Origin of the sequence: Formosa sejongensis, assembly GCF_033447105.1 — a bacterium.
Lineage (GTDB): Bacteria > Bacteroidota > Bacteroidia > Flavobacteriales > Flavobacteriaceae > Formosa.
The window spans coordinates 14,477-37,248 of the sequence record NZ_JAWQUN010000030.1 but is presented as its reverse complement, the minus strand read 5'-3'; the positions used below and the strand labels follow the sequence as shown (position 1 = coordinate 37,248).

Here is a 22,772-nt window from a genome sequence, read left to right as displayed (position 1 = left end):
CACAAATTCACTCGAAGTGATATTCGTGTATAGGAAAGCGTGTTGAGTTCTTGCTTCTCGATACAAATTTGTTCCGTTGCTCTTCACAAATTCACTCGAAGTGACATTCGTGTATAGGAAAGCGTGTTGAGTTCTTGCTTCTCGATACAAATTTGTTTCGTTTCTCTTCACAAATCCACTCGAAGTGACATTCGTGTATAGGAAAGCGTGTTGAGTTCTTGCTTCTCGATACAATTTTCACACGAAAAGATGAGAAAACCACTCGAAGTGACATCTATATTTTTACTACTTACTACTCAACCCTAACCATTCAATAGCTCTTTCCCTTTGTAACTTTGCATCTAAGAGACTTTGAGACTTCAATAAACCAACAAAACAAAAAACCTAAACCATAATTCATCTGCATTTATTATATTAGCGCAACTAAAATCAGTCCATTGAATCCATCCAACCAAACCGAGCTTCCTTGGTTATATACCATTTCCCCAAAGAGTAAATTGATTAATCTTAATTTTAAAGAAATTTGGAGATATAAGGATTTACTATCCCTATTTGTAAAACGTGATATTGTTACGGTGTATAAGCAGACTATTTTGGGACCGTTGTGGTATTTTATACAGCCACTGTTTACGTCTATTATATTCACTGTTATCTTTAATAATTTGGCAGCTATTCCTATTAAACCTGGTGTGCCCGCCTTTTTGTTTAACCTTGCTGGGATAACGGCATGGAATTACTTTTCTGCCTGTCTTACGGGAACTAGCGATACATTTACTAAAAACCAGTCTATTTTCGGGAAAGTGTATTTTCCTAGAGTGATTATTCCTATGTCTATTGTGGTTTCTAACTTGGTGAAATTTGGTATTCAAATGCTGGTATTTGTGGGGTTCTATGTGTATTTCATAGTGTTTACAGACAAAGCCTATGCTGCTAGTCCGCATATAAGTTTGATACTATTACCAGTTTTGGTCTTTATAATGGGATTGTTAGGTTTAGGTTTTGGGATGATTATATCTTCTATGACGACTAAATATCGGGATCTTACCTTTTTAGTCGGTTTTGGGGTGCAGTTACTTATGTACGGGTCGGCAGTGATGTATCCGTTATCCTTTTTTGAAGAAAAATTACCTAGTGTGTCTTGGCTTGTTGCTTATAACCCTATGACTATTGTTATTGAGTCTTTTCGTTATATTACGTTGGGTGTTGGGCATATTTCAACGGTGCAAATATTATATATTGGTATTGTTAGTGTGTTGGTGTTTTTGTTTGGACTTATCGTGTTTAATGGGACGGAGAAGAAGTTTATAGATACGGTTTAGGAGTTGGTTTTTGGTTGTTAGGTTTTGGAATATAGAATACAGAATATAGAAAAGAGAGCATAGAAAATAGAGGTAGGGGGAATATTATTAGGTTTGTTTAAATCATGAGATTCTTCACATCTTTGCTCTTCGCTTTGAATGACAGTTGGTTTGATGGTTTGAGATTGGATGGGTTTTAGCTCGGTTTAAATCTTGAAAATAAATGGTTATCGAGCGGAGTCGAGATATTGTTTAGTAAGCTTTCGACTCCGCTCAAGCACCCTGTAAATATTCAGTACTATTTTGATTCATGTTTCTGGGTGAAATTTCTTCTGCATGACAGGTTGTTTCTTGTTTACGTCATGCCGGGCTTGTTCCGGTATCTCATTCGAGTGGTTTTTTGTTTGTATGTTTAATAACAAGGATGTGTTCTACTCCTGTGGGAACATGAAACGCGTTCAGGTTGACGGTTGTATCGTGTTTTAGGGTTCTATTCGCGAGATTCTTCACATCATTGCTCTTCGTTCTGAATGACGGTTGGTTTCATAATTTGGGGTTAGATGGATTTTAGCCAGGTTTAAATCTTGAAAATAAATGGTTATCGAGCGGAGTCGAGATATTGTTTAGTAAGCTTTCGACTCCGCTCAAGCACCCTGTAAATATTCAGTACTATTTTGATTCATGTTTCTGGGTGAAATTTCTTCTGAATGACAGATTGTTTCTTGTTTACGTCATGCTGGGCTTGTTCCGGTATCTCATTTGAGTGGTTTTTTGTTTGTGTGTTTAATAACAAGGATGTGTTCTACTCCTGTGGGAACATGAAACGCGTTCAGGTTGACGGTTGTATCGTGATTTGAGGGTTTAATTAAAAGATTATTCACTACGCTGCTCTCGTTCTAAATGACAGGCTGGTTTGATGGTTTGAGATTGGATGGGTTTTAGCTCGGTTTAAATCTTGAAAATAAATGGTTATCGAGCGGAGTCGAGATATTGTTTAGTAAGCTTTCGACTCCGCTCAAGCACCCTGTAAATATTCAGTACTATTTTGATTCATGTTTCTGGGTGAAATTTCTTCTGAATGACAGGTTGTTTCTTGTTTACGTCATGCCGGGCTTGTTCCGGTATCTCATTTGAGTGGTTTTTTGTTTGTGTGTTTAATAACAAGGATGTGTTCTACTCCTGTGGGAACATGAAACGCGTTCAGGTTGACGGTTGTATCGTGTTTTAGGGTTCTATTAAAAGATTATTCACTACGCTGCTCTCGTTCTAAATGACATGTTGGGTTGATGATTTTAATAACGAATGTTGGATACAATTGATCATGTCACTTCGAGTGAATTTGTGGAGCAGAGCGGAACACATTTGTATCGAGAAGTTTGGTTAGTACAGGTTCTCGATACACCTCCTTTGTCGGCACTCGAACTGACAATCGTTTTGTCATCTTATTTTGGTTTATTATTGAAAATTCATAGGTTCTATGATGATTTGTTTTAGAATTATATTTTAATAACGTAATCAGTCTATATTCTTTGTTCTTGCAGCGTAGCGGTCTTGGATCTTATAGAAAGTCATTGGTACATTATCAAATTGATATATTAAGAGTATTTGTTCTTTTAGCTTAGCGGTCTTTTCTCTATTTTATAATAATTGAAAACTTTTAAGTCGGATGCTTTTATTATATTAGCCCATTGTTTTTGTAGTTAGTGCAGTGTAGTGGTTGAATGGGATAATGGTGTAATGGTTTAGTGGAGGAGTATTGGAATGGTAGAATGGTGTAGTGGTGAAATGGTAGAATGGAGGAGAAGTGAATTGGAAGGTGATTTTACGAATAAGATGATGAAACTAACTAATATCGGGAGTTATGGATCATAAAGACTTAGAAGTTTGGAAGGAGTCCATGGTTCTTGTGGAGTATATTTATAAGTTAACAGTTGATTTCCCTAAATCGGAACTGTATGGTTTAACTTCACAGATGCGAAGAGCAGCTGTCTCGATTCCTTCTAATATAGCAGAAGGGAGCGCTAGAAATGGTTATAAAGAGTTATTTCAATTTGTTGGGATAGCTATGGGATCTGCTAGTGAATTAGAAACACAAATTCTGATTGCAATAAAATTAGGGTATACAAATGAAAAAAATGAAATAGTTATGAAACAATTGTATTCGGTTAGAAAATTATTAATAGGGTATAAAAAATATATTAAAAATAATTTATTATAAGATGATTTTTAACCCATTATCCTATTTAACTATTTACCCCATTTAACCAATAACAAATGACAATCCTTAAAGCCGAAAACATAAGTAAACAATACCGCCTGGGTCTTATTGGTACAGGTACGATTAGTCACGATTTAAACCGTTGGTGGCATCGCGTACGTGGTAAAGACGATCCGTATTTAAAAATTGGTGAAGTTAACGACCGCAGTAGTACAGGTAAAAGTGAGTATGCTTGGGCATTGCGAGATATTAATTTTGAAGTCCAACAAGGGGAGGTTCTTGGTATTATTGGTAAAAACGGAGCAGGGAAATCTACGTTGCTTAAAATATTGTCTCGGGTTACGAGCCCAACCACAGGTGAGATAAAAACCCGTGGCCGGATTGCTTCTTTATTAGAAGTAGGGACAGGTTTCCACCCCGAACTTACAGGGCGAGAAAATATCTACTTAAATGGTGCCATACTTGGTATGACCAAAGCCGAAATTAAAGACAAAGAAGCAGAAATTATAGAGTTTTCAGGTTGTGCTAGATATGTAGATACCCCGGTAAAACGCTATTCTTCTGGTATGCGTGTGCGATTAGCCTTTGCAGTCGCTGCGTTTTTAGAACCCGATATATTAGTTATTGATGAGGTACTAGCTGTTGGTGATGCTGAGTTTCAGAAAAAGGCGATAGGGAAGATGCAGGATATTTCTAAAGGTGATGGTCGTACGGTGTTATTTGTGAGTCATAACATGGCGGCTGTAAAAAGCTTGTGTACGCGGGCAGTCGTCTTGGAGCATGGGACTTCTGTATTTGAAGGAGAGACTGATGAGGCTGTAAGTTTTTACATAAACAATAAAATGTCTAAGCCTATGGTTTATGAAGATTTTGATAAGAGTTTTGGAATTTGTAAAGTTGAATTTTTAAATTCTAAAAACCAAAGAATTGACAATGCTTTAGTAGGGCAAGAGGTTCGTTTAAAAGTATCTTATAAAAACCCAGAAGAAAGAATTTTGTCTATATCCTTGGGTTTTTATAATGAATACGATGATTTCTTATTTGGTTGTCGCAGTGATGTAATAAATAAAAGTTATTCAGAGAAGGAAGGGGAAGCAATACTCTCTATAGAAAAATGGCCAATTAGTAAAGGTGTTTATACATATAATACCTCTATTCATGAATCTAATATTTCATTAGAGCACATGGTAAGCATTGGACAGATTGTAATAGAAGAAGGCGATTTTTATGGGTTCGGTAAATTACCAGCCGCCAATAAAAAAGGGTTTTACACAAATTATAAATGGATTTAAAAAAAATAATTAAAAGATTAAAAAAGACTAAGGTCCAAATGGCAAATTATTTGCTAAGGCTTTTTGGTTATACCTATAAAGGAAAACGAGATAAACCTATTATTTTTATCTTAAGTACGGGGAGGTGTGGTTCTACTAGTATTAAGAACATATTTAATCAGCACTCGAGGTTTATGGCTTTTCATGAAGAAATAACTCCATTAATTGAATTGTCTACACGATTGGCAGAGAATGCACACCAAGAAAAGGAAATTTATTCTAAATTAGATTTTATATTCGCTGAACGTATTTGGGAAGCAAAAAATGATCAAATCATTGTGCATTCTGATCATCGCTTATGGAATTTAGTACCTTATTTATCCAAATACTTTAAAAATGCATTTTTTATTCATTTAATCAGGAATCCTTCTGATTCTGTTAAATCTTATATTCAAAGGGATTGGCACTTACCAACCTCTAAAGAATCTTCAATAACTATATTTGATAAATATCGCCTATGTGGTTTTAAAGTACATGATGTGGATTACACTGTTTGGAGTAAAATGAATCAAACTGAAAAATGTTTATGGTACTGGAGTTATGTTAACACCAATATCAATAATGACTTGAAAATGTTAGATGAGAACAAATGGGGGGTTGTGAAGCTTGAAACATTTGTTGATGATATGAATAAAGTGATTAAACCTCAATGTAACTTGGATCCACATTTTTACTTTAAAAATGAAATAACGAATAGAAGTAGTAAAGAACTAAAGTCTGATGAACTTATAAGAAATATAGAAAAAACTATTCAATTGCAAAAAGAAGACTTGTTTTTAACCTATTATCCAAATTATATTAAATAATGATAAAAAAAATTAAAAATAGAATCAATACCTATGTAGATGGCAAATTGAAAAGGCTATTTGAAAAGCATAGAAAAATAAATCAGATTCAGTTTAATTACGCACAATTAAATCAATTATTTACAGATACTTCCTTTTTTATTCCATTATCTGATTGGGCAATCTCTCCAAGTACCATTACGCATGTTTTAAATGATATAGTCGTTAATAATAGAAAAAGTATTATTGAATTTGGTTCCGGAGCTTCTACACTTTATATCGCTAAGTTATTAAAGTCTAATAATATTCAAGCAACTTTTTACTCGGTAGAATCAGATTTAGATTGGGGAAATAAAATAATAAAACAGTTAGAAGTTTTAGATTTAACAAGTTATGTAACAATTATTAATGCGCCAATTCAATCTATAGATCCAACTTTAGCATTGGGAGAACAAAAGTTGTGGTATGATGTGTCTGTAATTAAAGAGCAATTAAAGTCAATTCATACTATAGATCTTGTTTTGGTAGATGGACCATTTGGAGGCTTGACACCTAATTCACGTTATTCAGCATTGCCTTTTCTCAAAGATAAATTAGCTTCAAGTTATTCTGTTTTTTTAGATGATGTTGGTAGGGAAGATGAACAACAAATTTTAGAGGCATGGAATACTAGTTTGAATTGTAAAGGTAGAATCATAGAGCGCTACGCAATTTTCAATCCAAAAGAACAATTTTTAGCAAGACCTTTTCAACTTAGATAAAATTCTTTTTATTCGAATAAATATTTTTTATGCCTAAGCAACCGCTAGTCTCCATAATTATCCCCACTTATAACCGTGCCCATTTAATAGGAGCAACTTTAGATTCTATAAGTGCTCAAACTTACACTAATTGGGAGTGTATTGTCGTGGATGATGGGAGTACAGATGGGACAACTAAGTTAATGGAGACCTATTGTGCTAAATACACTCGCTTTCAATACCACCACTGCCCAGCAGAACGTTTACCAGGAGGGAATGCCGCGCGTAATTATGGGTTAGAGTTGAGTACTGGTGATTATGTGATTTTTTTCGATTCGGATGATTTATTTTCCAAAGAAGCTTTAGAATTTCGAGTTACTTATATAAGTAAGTGTTTAAATCATGATTTTTTGGTATTTCAAACCAGTCGTTTTTTTGATACTTTAACAAGTTCTGACTGTATATGGAATGATTTATCAAAACCTAATACGGAGGATCTTTTAGATTTTTTAAGTTTAAATCCAGTTTGGAGTATTTATGGTCCAATTTGGAAGCGGGGATTTTTAATACAGAGTAATTTAAGGTTTGATGAATCACTTAAATCTTGGCAGGATTTAGATTTTCATATTAGAGCATTATTATTGAAACCCAATTATTTTAAGGTTACAAATTCGAAGATAGGAGTTTATCAGCGTTTTCATAAAGGAGAATCTATTCGAAGAAAGGAGACTTATAACGTTATTACGAATAGAATAGATTTTTTTTTCAAACTAATTTCAATTTTAAAAGCGAATAACGTTTTTACAGAGGAGGTTCAGAAGTTAGTTTTTAAACTCTTTTATTTTACATTAAGTGATTCAAAATTGGCCAATGAATCTGAAATTTGGAGTAAGTTGCAGAAGGAATTAGAAGCTATTCCTAAAGTAGACTTTAATTTTTGGAAGCAGTATTCTTTACATAGAAAATTGAAATTTAAAGTTTATAGAAAGGCAATTATAGCGGTAACATTAGTTGCCAAAAAGATATTTTTTTATAATAGATTTGAAGTCGATAATTATTCGAATCGGACATGGTATAAAATAAAAATCAATAAATTATAGGTTGTTACTTTAAGAATAGAAAAGCATGAAAAACATTTTGTTTATTACAAATAATGCAAGTCGAACTGGTGCACCTATTTTGTTACTTAATCTTATTCATTGGTTAGTTGATAATAAAAGTAAAGATTATAAAATAACGTTATTAGCGGTTACAGGAGGACCCTTGATCGAAGATTTTAGAAAATTAGTGGATGTAAAATTATTCAATACTAAAACCGATACCAAGTTTCATTATCTAAATGTTTTATTGAATAAAATTCAAAATAGAAAAACTAAATTGTGGTTAAAGAATACGAATTTCGATTTGATTTTTTCTAATACCATAGTAAATGGTAAGCAAATAAAATTTTTAAAAAAAGGCGATACACCGGTAATTTCTTATATACATGAATTGGAGTATAGTATAAATGAATATAAGAATTTAGGTGTTGTTGAAGGAACATTAACGAAATCTGACTTTTTTATATGTGGTTCGCATATGGTAAAAAATAACTTAATAGATAATCATAATATTAACCCTTCTAAAACAGCTGTTGTTAATTCTTTTGCTGAACTTAAAGGCAATTCTAAAAACAAAAAAATAGCCGAAGAGATAAGAAAATCACTTTCCATTCCTGCAGACTCTATGGTCGTGGGGATGATGGGGAAATTAAATTGGAGAAAGGGAGCCGATATTTTTGCTAACACTGCTAGCCGATTAGACTCAAAAAACGTGTGGTTTTTATGGATAGGTGCAAGTAACCAAAAGTTGATGGAACTAATCACATATGATTTAGATAGAGCTAACAAAAATATTAATATTATTTTTTTACCACCTAGTCCAAATTTTGCTAAATATTTTAATATTATAGATTTATTTTTCTTAAGCTCTCGAGAAGATCCTTACCCTATGGTTAGTATGGAAGCGACGTCTTACGGTATTCCTTTAATTTGCTTTGAAAATGCAGGAGGAACGCAAGAGTTTATAGATAGTAAAACAGGAGAACTAGTGCCTTATGGAGATCCTGAGGAAGCGGCACAAAAGATAAAATTCTTCAATGATAATAGGAGTTTACTAATTGAAAATAGTAGCTACATAACAGAGAAGTCGATTAAAAGTCATGATATTGAGTTGAACGCGCCTCAAATTGTTAGTATTATAGAAAAATTTATACAAAAGTAATGTACTGTTTATGGTTATAGGTAGCGGTTTAATTGGGAAAGTGTTCTCGGACTATAAGTTAGATAGCAAAACATTAATTTTCGCATCTGGTGTTTCAAATTCGACTACAAACGATGTTAAGGCGTTTGATAGAGAAAAACAGTTACTGCTAAAAACAATTGAACAACACCCGGATAAGACGTTTATTTATTTTAGTACGTGTAGTGTGTATGATTTGTCTATAATAGATAATGCATATGTAAAGCATAAATTGGCAATGGAAACACTTGTAAAATCAAAGTGTAAGGATTTTATTATTTTCCGCGTGTCTAATGTCGTTGGTCACACCAGTAATCCAAATACTTTAATTAATTTTTTTGTCTATGCTATTAAGGCTGGTCACAATATAAAAGTTTGGGAATTTGCACAACGAAACATTATAGATGTAGATGACGTTAAATTTATAGTGGATAGTAAAATTAATTCAGGATTTAAAAACTGTATCGTAAATGTGGCGGTTAGACAAAGTGAAGACGTGACAGATATTTTAGAACAAGTAGAACAATTCTTGGGTAGAACGAGTGTAAAAGTAATCGTACCTAAGGGCTGTAAATTAGATATTAATATTACTGCGATAAAACATGAATTGACAGAAATTGAGTCTAAAAAAGGCGAAGGGTTACAATATATTTATCGCATTTTAGAAACGTATTATTAGTGCAAATGGTTTTGAGTAGCTTAGATTAAGATGATTAATAACTAATGATAATGAATCTGATTTGTGTTTTAAGTAGTTGTTATTATAACCTTTTTATTTATTCTTTTTCTAAGCGGTGTCTCAAAATACGTATAGCTTACTCCGGATATTATAATTAAAATTAATGTGGCAGAATAAAAGATAATAATTTTATTATCTAAGCTTAAATAGTGCATAATCTTATTAACCCATAAAAAAATGGGTTTTTGTAGTATATATATACTATAGCTTATTTCTCCTAGAAAAACGGGAAGTTTCATATTGGAAATTTTAGTTATTTGTCCATTATTTGCTGAAATAAGTATAATTATAGGAATAAACAAAAAAGCCAACATTCCATTGTGATAAGAAATTCTAATATTTATTTTCAATACAATTACTGTTAACATAATAAGGCTAATAATAGGTAAGTCATAATTTTTAATTTTAATAACTTTCAGAAAAAATAGACCAGCTAAATTTCCTATTAAAAATTCACTGAAATGCATTAATGGAAAGTAATATGTAAAATTATGGCTTGCAGAAGGGTGTCCTTCAAAAAAAATTGAATTGAGCAAGACATGAAGTACTATCTGGCTTATAATAAAACATATAAACAATGGAAGAATTAGTTTTTTTAAGGGTAGTTTTTTGTAAAAATGATTAAATAGAAAGGGGAAAGTAATATAAAAGAATAATTCTACAGATAGGGACCATCCAGGTGTGTTAAAAGATAATGCGTAATTGGGAATCCAACTCTGTATCATTAAAATATTTAATAGTAATCCGTAATAATCAATTTCTTTATGTATGGCTAAATAATAAATGAATAGAATAAGTATCGCTAATACGTAAACAGGGTAAATTCTTGCAAATCTCCGCTTAATATAGTCTGTGAAATCTATTTTTTGTTTCCATAAGCAATTACCATTACAAATCCAGAAAGGATAAAGAAATAACTTACTCCAATATTCGCTTGTTTAATTATAAAGGAGACACCTTCTTGATTAAAGGGAAATATATTCTTACCATGATGAAATATAACAATTGAAATTGCTGCCAAAAATCGTGTAAAGGTTATTTGCTCTAGCCTCATTTTTTAGTGTAATAGATTTAAATTATTAGCATAAACGGTTTCCAAAGATAGATGCTAAATATTATAATTTATGTAATAATTTGTTTCTGTGCTTTAAATTTTGGAAATGCTTTTAGATAAGTCTAAAATATTGTTTTTCTATTTAATTATTTTATTCATTTAATGAGTAAATAAAAATACAATTTAACAATTTTTTTATAAGTTTGTTTTTAATGAATTCGTTAGTCTCCATCATCCTACCAAATTACAATCATGCTGCTTTTCTACAAGACAGATTAGATAGTATTTTTAACCAGTCGTATCAAAATTTTGAAGTCATTATATTAGACGATGCCTCTACAGACCATAGTTTAGAATTGTTAAATCCTTATAAAAACAATCCCAAGGTATCTCATTTTATTATTAACGAAAATAATAGTGGCTCCCCTTTTAAGCAGTGGGAGAAGGGGTTGGAGTTGATTAAAGGCGATTTTATTTGGATTGCAGAAAGCGACGATTTTTGCGATCTTAATTTTTTAGAATCACAACTTGAGTGTTTGGATGCTTCAGATGTGGCTGTGGCAAAAACGATAGCGTTTGTAAAAGACAAATCTAAATCTGAAGTTTCACATCCTATTTTTAGTGAAGAGAAACAAAAGGACTCTATTTTGTATTGTCCTATATTAAACGTGAGTTGTTTGCTCTTTAAGACTTCGTTACTAGATGGTACAAAAGATAATTTTTATAGTAGCTTTAAAATTATAGGAGATCGGGTATTCTATTTTGAGTGTTTTAGAAATGCAGCTTTTATTTTTAATGCTAAAACACTTAATTATTTTAGACAAAGTGACTCAAGTATTTCTAAATTAGATTATAGGGATTTAAGGTATTATTCAAAATATTTTAAAGAGCATTGCCAATTTATTTCTTATGCAAAAGCGACAGATAAAGCGATGACAAATAAAGCATATAAGCGTTATGTTTCCAGATTTTATAATCGGGTGAGTAATCGGGTTTCTTTTAAACAAAAGCGTAGCTTAGAATATTTGAATTTGTATTTTTTATATAAATTGAAACTATCATTAAATTTAAATAAAAAATACTGAATTATTAGTCGTAATGATGTGACTTATTCTTGGTGATTTTAAACTATAGACGCTTACTAAAATAATAACTAATATATTTGAAATCTCCCAAAGACGGGACAGACCCTTTAGTTCGAGTAAAATAAATATCCATAATGAAAATATCTGTTATTATTCCCACCAGAAATAGATTCGATTACATAAACCTATTAATTAATGATCTTCAAAACCAAACAGTTTCAGATTTTGAAGTAATAGTTGTAGATCAGTCAAATATTGAAAAAACAATTAATAATTGCATCTATATTTATACAGAGACAACAGGGCCATGTGTTTCTAGAAATATTGGAGTTGCAAAAGCTAAAGGAGATATTTTAGTTTTTTTAGATGATGATGCTAGGGTGAATCCTGATTTTATTGAAGAAATTACTGCACCAATTATAAAGGATAGGTTTGATGCTGTAGCTGGAGCAATGTGTGATTTAGAAGGGAATTATTTACTAGAGAAAGGAGATTATCTTACACGGAATAATTTAAACTTTATAAAAGTATTAACTAGTAATCCTAATTCTTCTGAATCTCGAATCACATTGTCTTTTCCCGGCTGTTGTGCTTCTATATTAACTAAAGTTTTTCATGAAATTGGGGGATTTGACGAAACTTTGGATCCGACTGGTGCTGGTGAAGATAGAGAGGTTGCTATAAAACTATATAAAAAAGGCTATACAACTTGGTACAATTCTAAAGCAAAATTATTACATGCTAGAGCTCCTGTTGGAGGTTCGCGAGATGTAGGAAGTAGAACTTTAATGCTTGATGTTCATACCTATAAAATGTGTAAAAAACATTTTTCAGATGAACTAGCAGATGTTTTAAAAAAAAATATTATAGATGTTTATCATAAAAAATTTATTGGCTCTATTTTTACGTTAAAATTAACAAGATCAAGATATCGCTTATTAAAAGAATTAAAGCAGCTCATGAGATAATTTTATTAATAGTGAAAATTTTATAATTAAAGACGTGAAATTTATTAAATGAAAATAGCCCTAGTCTTAACGGTTAAAAACGAAAGCCGACTCTTGCGTAACCATTTGCTATATCATAAAGCGATTGGAGTGGATAGAGCTTTTGTTTATTTTGACAATACAACTGACAATGGCAAAGAAAGCATTGCGGATTTAAATTTCGTGACTATTTCAAATTCAGTGCCAGCAGAGACCTATGCTCATTTGGATTACCTTCATAAATTCACTTCTCAAGCTATCGAACACCATACGGCCAGACAATGTTTAAATGCTTTTGACGCACAAAAAATATGTGAAAGTGAAAAGATTGATTGGTTAATATCCATTGATGCGGATGAACTTATTACCGATGGTTTGGAGGATTCCTCTAATTTAAAGGTGTTCTTCCAGACTGTGCCCAAAAATATAGAGGTCATAAGTTTTAAAACTTTAGAAGCTTTGCAAAGACGTATGCATTATAAAAATGTGTTTGCCGAGGAAACGTTGTTTAAATTTAATAGAGTTGCGTTTTATAGATACATAAATAACCCATTTAATTCCACAAAATTAAAGACTAATTGGTGGTATGGTCATGAAGTAGGAAAATCGGCCATACGCATAAGTAGTGATCTAATACCTCATAATGTGCATCATTTTATCCGAAAGGATGGAAGTAAACCATTACGACGTGTTGCAGGGTATTTGCTTCATTATCATATATATGATGCAAATGATTTTATAAAGAAATTTAAAAACTTCGAGAATCATCCTAATACATTCCTTTCGGGAAATAAAGTTGTGGAATTAAAATTATTGTTGCGGGATGTGGTGAATAAATTGAATTTAAATGAGGATGAGCTGAAAAATTATTATAAAGAAAATATTCTTTTTGGGGCGATAAGTATTAGAAAGTTCAAAATAGGAAGGCGTTATCTTTTTTTTAAGATTAAACCCAAACCACTAGGAGAAATCAAATCAGTGCAGAAAACTTTTGAAACGTTTATCTCTTAAGTTTTGGGAGTTAAATTTATTTTTACGCATTAATTTATTTTTCTGATCGAAATAATTGGTCTAAGTTTCAAATTTTAAAAATATATCTTTTCAATATAGTATCACGTTAATTTGTATGAAAAATTTAATTAGAGAAAATTTTAGAATTAAGCTTAATACATGTTTGTTCTACGAACATCCTCTTGATACATGGGTGAAAGAAGAATCTAAAATTCCAGTGTCCTTAAGAATATTGGATATAAACAATATCTCAGACCCAATTCTTGAAAAAAGGTTTAGTATTGAAACTTTAAAAAAACGCTTAGAAAATGGAGATAAATGTTTTCTTACCGAAAAGTCAGGCCGTTTATCAAGCTTTCATTGGTTGCAAACAAATGGAAAACATTATATTGGGCCTACTGGAGAGTGGAAGGATATTCAGCCGGGAACAGCCGTAATATATCATGTATTTGTGGAGGAAAAATTTAGGGGTAATAAAATAAACGGGATGGTTTATTCCGAAATTCTTGGGTACTGTAAGGACAATGACATTGATCAGGTTTGGATTTACACCGACAGTAAAAATAGTGCCAACCGGAAAGGATTGGAAAAGCTGGGGTTTAAAATTTATAAACAAACCTGTAGCTTAAAATTTAGGCATCGTTATATTTTCGCAAATCAGAATTATTTTAGGTTTTTTAATAAAGCTTTTACAGCGCGTATTTTTACAGAATGAATACGGTATAATTGTTTCAATTAGTTTAAATATATTTTGTCATAATGGATATAAAAGATGGATTTGTCAAGTAATCCATCGCAAGTATAAATATGAAAATTAAAAGCAGAATAAAATCAAGGTTACGAGCATTTTCGACATTAAAATGTAAGCAACCTATTGTTATATTTCAAAGTGACGACTGGGGCATGGTAAGAGCTCCAGAGAACAAGGATTTTATTTCAAATTTTGGAGAGCCAAAAATTTGGGCGTATGACCAATTGGAATCGGAGGAGGAGTTGGAGCTCATTTTTCAAATGCTTTTAAAGTATAAAGATGCAAATGACAACCCACCATTAATTGAAGCCAACTTTATTGTATCTAATCCGGATTTCGAGGCTACAAAAGAAAATGGATACCAGTCCATAGTTTTAAAATCTATATCACAATATTCCGAGCTCAACAAGAAATGGAACGAAGGGGTAAAAAGGAGAATATTTATTCCCCAATATCATGGACGCTTGCATTTTAATTATGATAAAATGCTGGATATGATTCAGAATGATCCTGAAAGTAAAGCGATATTTGATTTACAACTTCATGGAGGAGTAAACAATTATAACAAAGGGAATTGGACATTACATAGCGAATATCAAAGATGGGAGGATGGTACGGAATTGCCTTATAACCAATTGTTGCAATGGATAGAAGTAGGGATTTCAGATTTTTTTAATGTGTTTGGGTATTATCCTAAAAGTACAATTGCCCCACAATATGTATTCACGCCAACAACAGCTAGAGCGTTTGCAGAGTTGGGGTTTCAATCTATCCAAGGTACCAATATGCAGGCCTATAAAAAGAATAATTTAAAAAGATTAAAAAATATTCCCACCGGTTCAACGTATTATAAAGGATTAATAGCTTCAAGTAGAAATATTAAATTTGAACCTTCCAGAGGTAATACCGATTGGAAATATGAGTCTGTTATAAAAAAATGTGTGAATTTAATTAATAAGAAAATACCAGTCATCATTGATTCACATAGAATAAACTATGTTGGGAAATTTGGTGAAGAGGGCAGAGAGGATCTTGATAAATTAATAGGAGACCTGATAAAAAGAGGTTGCCGGTTTTTAACATCGGAGGAATTTAGTGAAGCAGTTATAAATAATGGACACTACAGTGAATTCGGAACAGGTAAAAAACGTAAAATAGAATTTATAAACAATTCTAAAATAATACAATTACTCCGAAATCGACTTAATTGAGATCTTAGGGAGTTTAATATAGAATGGAAAAATTAGAGATAGTACCTTTTTCTGAAATTATCGAGCAAGATTGGTCCAGCTTCCATGAAGCCTGTAGCGACCCCGTATTGTTTTATCAGTATCCATTTTTAAGTGCCTACGAAAAATCGACAGAAAAAAAGGTAACGGTTGTTGTATACAAAAAGGACAATAAAATTCTTATGGCACTTCCCGGTATTTTCGATAAGAGGAAAAATAAATTCTTCAATCTAAGTTATCTGGGCTGGGATAATCTTAATTTTTTGATGGATAGAGAGGTCACAGAGCACACATTACAAATCTTTTTTACAGAATTATTTAAAACTTTTCAATTAATTGTATACAAAAATATTAGTCAATCTTGCTATCAAATTATTACGAAATATACTGCTGGCCCGGTAGCTTTTAAAAAGTTTAAATGTCCGTATGTCCATTTACCGCAATTATATAACGATTATTTAGAGTCTCTAAGCGTTTCCTTTAAACGCATGTTGAAAAACAGAACTAACTTTTGCGAAAAACATGGTGTGAGTTTTGTCTTTTTATCAAATTCACATAAAGATTTATTGCCTGCAGCTTTAATTGATTTGAATCGATTGCATAAATTACGTATGACAGAAATGAGCATGGAGTCTAAGTTTTTAAAACCTGATTCCCAGGCCTTTCACGAAATAATTCAAGGGCATAGCAGTAACCCTACTCTAATTATTCAAGCTTTGAGAGATGAAGCCGTTATCGGAACTCTTTATGGATTTATTTCTGCAAATCGATTCGTGTATTTTGCCGCAGGCATCGATCCGCGTTATTCTAAATATAGTTTGGGTGTAGTTTTGATAGGAAAGATGATGGATTATTTGATTGTCCATAATTTTAGGTATTTCGATTTTCTTAGAGGCACAGAAGACTATAAATTTAAATGGACCAAAGAAATTGATCAAAACTATACCGTATATTCCTTTAATAATGCACTTGGTAAATTTAAGGCAATGACTCTTTATTGGAAGCAAAATAAATTTAGGATTGGGAGGAAGAAAACCTTGAATGATTTGAGAAGATTTTTATATATTTAAAAATGCATTTTATGCCTAAAGAATAATGTATCTTTCTTTTGATGCCACCAATTTTATTAAAAAATCAGTAATCATACTGATCATTTTTTATTAGGAAATCGTGTGGAACTTCTAAATTTAGTGTTGAAAGATGTAGTAAACAGTCAAGGGTTTTCTAAAGAATAATTAAAAGAATATTTTAATAGTAATTTACTGTATATAACTAATGAAGTCAAAAGCTGTTAAGGAATAAGAAACTTTATGTTTTCGCAGATAAATATGAAGCTTTAAATCAATTTACTTCTTTGATAAAAATGGATAAACAAATTAAAATAAAAAATATACACCTATATTACAACCTAAAATTTTAGAACTCTCATAAATATATTTAAAAGGACTTTTTTCATAACCCAACCCTATATGATTCATTATTTATACAACTACTTTTTAACTAGGAAACCAGATAAAAAAAAAAGTAAGCTATATGTTTGGTTGCAATGGCAACTTTATAAATACTTGAAAATTTATTTGGTTAAAAATTATAAAAAGATTGACAAGCGTACCTTAGGAATTGATACTAATAGTAATGTAATTGTAAGCTTGACGTCCTTTCCAGCTAGAATAGATGTCATTTATTTATCTATCATAAGTATGCTTAATCAAATTACAAAGCCTCAAAAAATAGTATTATGGTTGGGCATTGAACAATTTCCACTTAGGGAGGAGGGATTGCCAAACTCCTTATTGGAATTAAAACCGTTCGGTTTAGAAATTGAATTTTGCAAAGATCTTAAAGCGCATAAAAAATATTATTTTGCTTTCCAAAAATATCCAAATGATTTAGTGGTTACTGTAGATGATGATGTTTTATATCCTAGAAATTTATTATTAGTCTTATTAGAGAATCATCAAAAATTCCCAAATAGCGTTGTTGCCAACCGGGTTAGATTTATGGAAACAGAAGGTGATGGATTCAAACCATATAGGCAATGGCCTATAAATATATTACTCGGTGAAAATCCTTCAAAAAAACTGTTTTCTACAGGAGTTGGAGGGGTGCTATATCAACCTCATTTATTTAAAAAAACGTTCTATGATTTAGAGGGGATAAAAAAAACAAATTGTATAGGTGATGATATTTGGTTAAAAGCTGGACAGATTAGTAATAATATACCTGTAGTGTTTACTAATTTTTATTTTAGGCAATTTATAGAAATACCCGAATCACAAACCGAAAATTTATATTCGACCAATGTATTTAATAGTGATAATGATAGGCAAATTAAAGCGGTTTTTGCTTACTTTGGTCTTACTCTAGAATCCTTTAAATAATATTTTTTAAATTTAAATTATTCCTTTCTTTAATTTCAATCATGAAAACAATTACGACACCTATAATTCCATTAAAACAGACCTTTGCTAAGATTGAAGCGGAGCACGTGCCAAATTACGAGGCCATTTGTGTCTTTGCGGCTATCGGTTTTTTTTTAGATCAGGATACCTATTGGAAGGATGAGGTTGTTTTAAAACCAGGAACTACATATGTTTTAGATCAGGATGGAGGTGTGAAAAGTGAAGCGGCACATTTTAAGTGGTATTATAAACCTAGAGATATTTCGTTTCATACAGCTTTAGAGGAGTTTACATCTTTATTTGAACGTATTGTAAAAGAACAAACGGGAGAGGGCAAAGTGATTTTGCCTTTATCTGGTGGATTAGATAGTCGAAGTCAGGCTGTAGCACTAAAACATCTAAATGCCGATGTACACAGTTATTCGTATTCGTTTTCTGGAGGTTTTAAAGAGCATAAAATTAGTGAACAAATTGCACAAGCTTGCGATTATAAATTTGATTCGTTTATTATTCCTCCCAATTATTTATGGCATGTATTAGACGAGGCAGCAGATATTAATAAATGTTATTCCGAGTATACACATCCCAGGCAAATGGCTGTTTTGTATGAGTTTAGAAAAATGGAAGGTACATTCTCTTTAGGGCATTGGGGAGATGTGTTGTTCGATAGAGGTATTGCAGAGAAAGATGCTCTACTATCTGATGTGGATCTGATTTTTAAAAAAATAATTAAAAAGGGAGGTCTTGAATTGGCACAAAAACTTTGGAGGTCTTGGAATTTGGAAGGTGACTTTGAAATGTATTTAAAAACAAGATTACAAACTCTTTTAGATGGCATTGCCATTGATAATAAAAGTGCTAGAATCCGTGCTTTTAAGAGTTTGTATTGGGCACCGCGATGGACATCTGTAAGTTTAAGTTTCTTTGATGCTGTCCATCCTGTAAATGCACCTTATTACGACGACCGGATGTGTCGTTTTATTTGTGAAATACCGGAGGCATATTTGGCAGATCGAAAACTTCAGATCGCCTATATAAAAAAACGTAATCCAAAAGTCGCAGAAATTGAATGGCAAGACCGTATGCCATTTAATCTAAACAACTATAAGGAACCACAACCGTTTAAATATTTAACCTACCGGGTAAAAAATAAATTACAACGTGAATTAAATGCCTTTATTGGAAAAAAATATGTGCAGCGTAATTGGGAACTTCAATTTTTAGGGAAAGAAAATGCGAACCAATTAGAGCATCATCTTTTTAATACATCTTTTAATGATTTTTTAGGAAGCGATATTGCAAGGCAGATGTATGCTAAATTTAATACTGAGGATGCTGTAGAATATTCTCACCCCGTGAGTATGCTTTTAACTCTTTCCTTATGGCATAATAAAAGTAAATAGAAGATTTTATTAATAGACACACTTAAGAAGTATAAAATAAAATGTTTTTAAGAATATATGTTTTTAGTTCTCATTGACTTAATTGTCAGTTTGAGTACTGTCGACAGCCTTTAAATTCATTATTGACTCTGCTCGATTTAAGCGTATTTTAATCAAATCGTTTCTATTGGTCTTATAATGAGCATTCATTTATTGTTATTAATAGTAATGCCCCTAAATAGTGTTTTGAAAGTGTATTTAAAAATGTATTTTTGAATTTTAAGAGGTTCTATGACGAGCAAAACACGAATAATTTTTACTATCCCCAATTTTAAAACAGCAGGAAGCCAATATGTGTTGTTAGCTATTATTAGTAAGCTCGACCATGATGCATTTGATGTTTTTATAGGTGTAGAAAATAAGCCGGAATTAATACCGGACGTTGTTCATGAAAATCGAAAGCTAAACTTAGGGTTTACAGGAGATTTTTACAAAGACACCTATCGTTTTGCTAAAATTATTACACAACATAAGATAGATATCGTGCATTCTTGGGATTACAAATCTAATTTTATTGAAGCTTTTGCATGTAAGTTAGCCTTTAAAACGTATATATATACTAAAAAAAATGCAGCTTGGTCTAAACGGTGGTTTTTAAAAAGCATGTTGTCATCTCATATAGCTTATAACCACCCTGAAATGAAATCACAGTTTTTCAGTCATTGGTTATTGCGTAATAAAGTAGGTTTTATTCCTCATGGTATAGATTTGAAACAATTTAAACCCAATGCGAAACCTAAAATTAAAGAAGATGGTATTTTTAAAATGTGTTGTATTGGGAATATAGGAGATAATAAAAATCAACTTTATATTTTAGAGCAGCTTAAAGCATTACCAGAAACCATACATTTATATCTATTCGGAAATGCCGATCCGGACTATTTAATGCGCTGTAAAACATATCTGAAAAAGGAAAAATTAGAGCAACGTGTGCACTTCCGTGAATTTGTACCGAATAATCAATTAGCAACTGTGTTGAATAATTTCGATGTGTTCCTACTCGTTTCTAAACGGGAAGGACTTCCTGTTTCCATATTGGAAGCGCTTGCTTGTGGTGTTCCTGTATTGTGCTCGGAATCTGGAGGAGGTACTAACTATATCTTTAAGGCCGGAAAAGGCGGGGTTGTTTTTGATTTAAGTCACCCATTGGAATTTAAAGAATTGCTCTTGGATTATGTTCAAAATAAAGTGTATTTTCAGCAAAAAAAGAGAGAAGCTGTTGTTGTAGCTCGTGAATTCGATCTCCTGAAAGAAGTACAAGCTTACGAATATTTATATAAAAAATTATAGTGCGACATTATCGTAAACATATTGTTATTTTAGGTTCCGCTCGAAGTGGAACCAGTTGGTTTTCTGAACTTATAGCGTTGCAGCATCGTTACCGATTGTTGTTTGAACCAGAACATGAGTTTAACACAAAAGAAGGAAAATTAATTTGTGATCGTTTATTAACTTCAGAAACAAGTACCCCTAGTTGTGATACCTATTTAAATCAAGTTTTTGCAAATCGTGTAGATAGTGATTGGATTGGCCAAGTAAGTAATAGAACATGGAAACGACATTTATGGCCTTTTATACCTAAAAAGTACATTATAAAATTTGTGCGTTGTAATTTGTCTGCACAGTATTTGGCAGAACAGTTTAATATTCCTGTTGTTTTTATATTAAGAAACCCTTACGATGTTATTGCTTCCCAACAACGCGTAAAGTTTCCTTGGCTATACGATTTAAGTTGGTTTAAGAGCCAGGAGGAATTGTGCGATTTGTTATTAAAAAATTATGGATTTAATTTAAGAAATCAACACCATTTAAGCGATTTAGATGCGCTATGTATTCGTTGGTGTATAGAAAATGCTGTCCCTTTATTACATTCGGATCAGGCTAAATTTGAAATATATAAATATGAAGACTTTAGGGATAATATTAATTTATTTATAGATTTCTGTAGTCGTCATGATTTAAAACCTCTGGAAGATTTAAGTATTAAGTTTACCCATCCCTCTAGTAAAACCCATCCGAATAGTACTATTATTACAGGTCATAAAAAACAATCTCCTTTTACTCAAGAAGAATTTAAACGTATAAACACGTATTTAGATCTATTTAAAATAGATTTTTACGAAAGACAAACGGGTATATGAAAATAGCTTTAGTATTAGCGAAACCTCCAGGCTATTCCGAAACCTTTTTTAATTCTAAAATAAAAGGATTGCAAGAAAACGGACATGAAATTACTTTGTTTACAGGTCCAAGTAACACTGTATTTACATACAGTGCACATAAGATGAACCCTAAAGTTTATAATTTTTTTTTAATTCAAATTATAATGATGTGCGTTGTTGCCTTTCAGCTAATTCCACATATTAAAGTCGTATTAAGGTATTTTAAACGAGAACAAAATGAAGGCACTGATTTAAAACGAATTATCGAAAAAATATATCTTAATTCTCAATTATTAAAATATAAAGGGGATTGGATTCATTTTGGATTTGCTACATTAGCCTTAGATCGCGAGTTGGTAGCTGAAGCGATAGGTGCAAAAATGGCGGTTAGTTTTAGAGGGTTCGATATTAATGTGTATCCGTTAAAACACCCAAATTGTTATAGATTATTATGGCAGCAGGTTGATAAGGTACAATCTATATCGAAATATCTTTTGCAAAAGGCTTACGGACTTGGATTATCTGAAAATACACCATATCAGATTATTACGCCTGCAGTAGATCTTGTTAATTTGCCTGAAAAACAAAAGAAAGAGAACTCAACCCCCTTAAATATTCTTACCATTGCCCGATTTAATTGGATTAAGGGGATAGATTATTTAATAGAAGTTGCAAGTTTTTTAAAACATTCAGGCTTAGATTTTGAATGGCAGGTAATTGGTTCGGGTGAAGATGCTGAAAAAGAAAAATACCTCTATCATATTTATGAAAAAGAGCTAAAACAGCATGTACATTTACTCGGAAAACGAACACATTCGGAAACTTTAAAAGAATTAACCATCGCAGATGTATATGTACAACCCAGTTTAAACGAAGGGTTTTGTAATGCTGTTTTAGAAGCTCAGGCATTAGGAATACCATGCGTTACTTTTAATGTTGGAGGATTGGCAGAGAATATTCAGGATAAAAAAACAGGGTGGTTAGTCGAGCCATTTGATTGTAATGCTATGGCTAGAAGAATTATAGAAATTTCCAATTTAACCGCTAGCCAAAAATTAGACATAGCTGATGCAGCCATAGTACGAGTTCAAAATCAATTTAATCTGGAGCAACAAAAGAAAAAATTTCATAAGTTTTATACCGATTAATTTATAATATGTTATTTAGTTCCTTAGGTTTTGCTGTTTTTACCTTTAGTATTTGTTATATATAGGTTTGTATTAATTAAGAACTTAAAATGGCAAATCGTTTATATTGTA

21 protein-coding genes are annotated in these 22,772 nt (G+C 31.8%); 19 read left to right on the top strand and 2 right to left on the bottom strand.

Annotated elements, in window-relative coordinates; translation table 11 throughout:
• Nucleotides 1-437 precede the first annotated feature (437 nt).
• From R6X41_RS18230 to R6X41_RS18195, 8 genes are all read left to right on the top strand, one after another.
• Nucleotides 438-1,319, top strand: coding sequence for an ABC transporter permease (locus R6X41_RS18230; protein ID WP_318501792.1), 882 nt, complete (start codon nt 438-440; stop codon nt 1,317-1,319).
• Between the two features lie 1,840 nt (nt 1,320-3,159).
• Complete coding sequence (locus tag R6X41_RS18225) at nt 3,160-3,516, top strand: four helix bundle protein (RefSeq protein WP_318501791.1); 357 nt, start codon at nt 3,160-3,162, stop codon at nt 3,514-3,516.
• A gap of 56 nt (nt 3,517-3,572) precedes the next feature.
• Nucleotides 3,573-4,808, top strand: coding sequence for an ABC transporter ATP-binding protein (locus tag R6X41_RS18220; RefSeq protein WP_318501790.1), 1,236 nt, complete (start codon nt 3,573-3,575; stop codon nt 4,806-4,808).
• A complete protein-coding gene (locus R6X41_RS18215; RefSeq protein ID WP_318501789.1) occupies nt 4,799-5,653 on the top strand; it encodes a sulfotransferase in 855 nt (284 codons plus the stop codon). The genes R6X41_RS18220 and R6X41_RS18215 overlap by 10 nt, the downstream gene beginning before the upstream one ends.
• Nucleotides 5,653-6,393 carry a class I SAM-dependent methyltransferase gene (locus R6X41_RS18210; protein WP_318501788.1) on the top strand — a complete coding sequence of 247 codons (741 nt, stop codon included), beginning with the start codon at nt 5,653-5,655 and terminating at the stop codon, nt 6,391-6,393. Before R6X41_RS18215 ends, R6X41_RS18210 begins: the two co-directional genes overlap by 1 nt.
• Before the next feature lie 29 nt (nt 6,394-6,422).
• A complete protein-coding gene (locus tag R6X41_RS18205; RefSeq protein WP_318501787.1) occupies nt 6,423-7,472 on the top strand; it encodes a glycosyltransferase family 2 protein in 1,050 nt (349 codons plus the stop codon).
• A gap of 25 nt (nt 7,473-7,497) precedes the next feature.
• The gene (locus R6X41_RS18200) at nt 7,498-8,634 is read left to right on the top strand and encodes a glycosyltransferase (protein ID WP_318501786.1); all 1,137 of its coding nucleotides are present in this window, start codon (nt 7,498-7,500) and stop codon (nt 8,632-8,634) included.
• A gap of 10 nt (nt 8,635-8,644) precedes the next feature.
• Entirely contained in the window at nt 8,645-9,331 is a 687-nt protein-coding gene (locus R6X41_RS18195; protein WP_318501785.1) for an NAD-dependent epimerase/dehydratase family protein, read from the top strand.
• Between the two features lie 68 nt (nt 9,332-9,399).
• On the opposite strand, the gene R6X41_RS18190 is transcribed toward R6X41_RS18195, so the two are convergent.
• Together R6X41_RS18190 and R6X41_RS18185 are read right to left on the bottom strand one after the other, a co-directional pair.
• The gene (locus R6X41_RS18190) at nt 9,400-10,236 is read right to left on the bottom strand and encodes an acyltransferase family protein (protein WP_412176282.1); all 837 of its coding nucleotides are present in this window, start codon (nt 10,234-10,236) and stop codon (nt 9,400-9,402) included.
• A gap of 14 nt (nt 10,237-10,250) precedes the next feature.
• A complete protein-coding gene (locus R6X41_RS18185) occupies nt 10,251-10,445 on the bottom strand; it encodes a hypothetical protein (protein ID WP_318501784.1) in 195 nt (64 codons plus the stop codon).
• A 212-nt stretch (nt 10,446-10,657) separates the two neighbouring features.
• On the opposite strand from R6X41_RS18185, the gene R6X41_RS18180 reads away from it, so the two are divergent.
• The 11 genes from R6X41_RS18180 to R6X41_RS18130 all read left to right on the top strand — a co-directional run bounded on the left by R6X41_RS18180 (nt 10,658) and on the right by R6X41_RS18130 (nt 22,661).
• Complete coding sequence (locus tag R6X41_RS18180) at nt 10,658-11,530, top strand: glycosyltransferase family 2 protein (protein ID WP_318501783.1); 873 nt, start codon at nt 10,658-10,660, stop codon at nt 11,528-11,530.
• Nucleotides 11,531-11,664: 134 nt separating this feature from the next.
• Nucleotides 11,665-12,498, top strand: a complete 834-nt coding sequence (locus tag R6X41_RS18175) for a glycosyltransferase family 2 protein (RefSeq protein WP_318501782.1) — start codon at nt 11,665-11,667, stop codon at nt 12,496-12,498.
• A gap of 48 nt (nt 12,499-12,546) precedes the next feature.
• Nucleotides 12,547-13,527: a glycosyltransferase family 92 protein gene (locus R6X41_RS18170; protein ID WP_318501781.1), complete on the top strand. Its 981-nt coding sequence runs from the start codon at nt 12,547-12,549 to the stop codon at nt 13,525-13,527.
• Between the two features lie 115 nt (nt 13,528-13,642).
• Entirely contained in the window at nt 13,643-14,242 is a 600-nt protein-coding gene (locus tag R6X41_RS18165) for a GNAT family N-acetyltransferase (RefSeq protein WP_318501780.1), read from the top strand.
• A 92-nt stretch (nt 14,243-14,334) separates the two neighbouring features.
• Nucleotides 14,335-15,489, top strand: a complete 1,155-nt coding sequence (locus R6X41_RS18160) for a hypothetical protein (protein WP_318501779.1) — start codon at nt 14,335-14,337, stop codon at nt 15,487-15,489.
• 23 nt (nt 15,490-15,512) lie between these two features.
• Complete coding sequence (locus tag R6X41_RS18155; RefSeq protein WP_318501778.1) at nt 15,513-16,577, top strand: GNAT family N-acetyltransferase; 1,065 nt, start codon at nt 15,513-15,515, stop codon at nt 16,575-16,577.
• A 399-nt stretch (nt 16,578-16,976) separates the two neighbouring features.
• Nucleotides 16,977-17,888, top strand: a complete 912-nt coding sequence (locus R6X41_RS18150) for a hypothetical protein (RefSeq protein ID WP_318501777.1) — start codon at nt 16,977-16,979, stop codon at nt 17,886-17,888.
• 41 nt (nt 17,889-17,929) lie between these two features.
• Nucleotides 17,930-19,312, top strand: a complete 1,383-nt coding sequence (locus tag R6X41_RS18145) for an asparagine synthase-related protein (protein WP_318501776.1) — start codon at nt 17,930-17,932, stop codon at nt 19,310-19,312.
• Between the two features lie 270 nt (nt 19,313-19,582).
• A complete protein-coding gene (locus R6X41_RS18140) occupies nt 19,583-20,641 on the top strand; it encodes a glycosyltransferase family 4 protein (protein ID WP_318501775.1) in 1,059 nt (352 codons plus the stop codon).
• Nucleotides 20,641-21,492 (top strand): sulfotransferase family protein, encoded by an 852-nt coding sequence (locus R6X41_RS18135; protein WP_318501774.1) that lies wholly within the window; start codon nt 20,641-20,643, stop codon nt 21,490-21,492. The genes R6X41_RS18140 and R6X41_RS18135 overlap by 1 nt, the downstream gene beginning before the upstream one ends.
• Nucleotides 21,489-22,661: a glycosyltransferase family 4 protein gene (locus R6X41_RS18130; RefSeq protein ID WP_318501773.1), complete on the top strand. Its 1,173-nt coding sequence runs from the start codon at nt 21,489-21,491 to the stop codon at nt 22,659-22,661. Before R6X41_RS18135 ends, R6X41_RS18130 begins: the two co-directional genes overlap by 4 nt.
• The last annotated feature ends 111 nt before the right edge of the window (nt 22,662-22,772 follow it).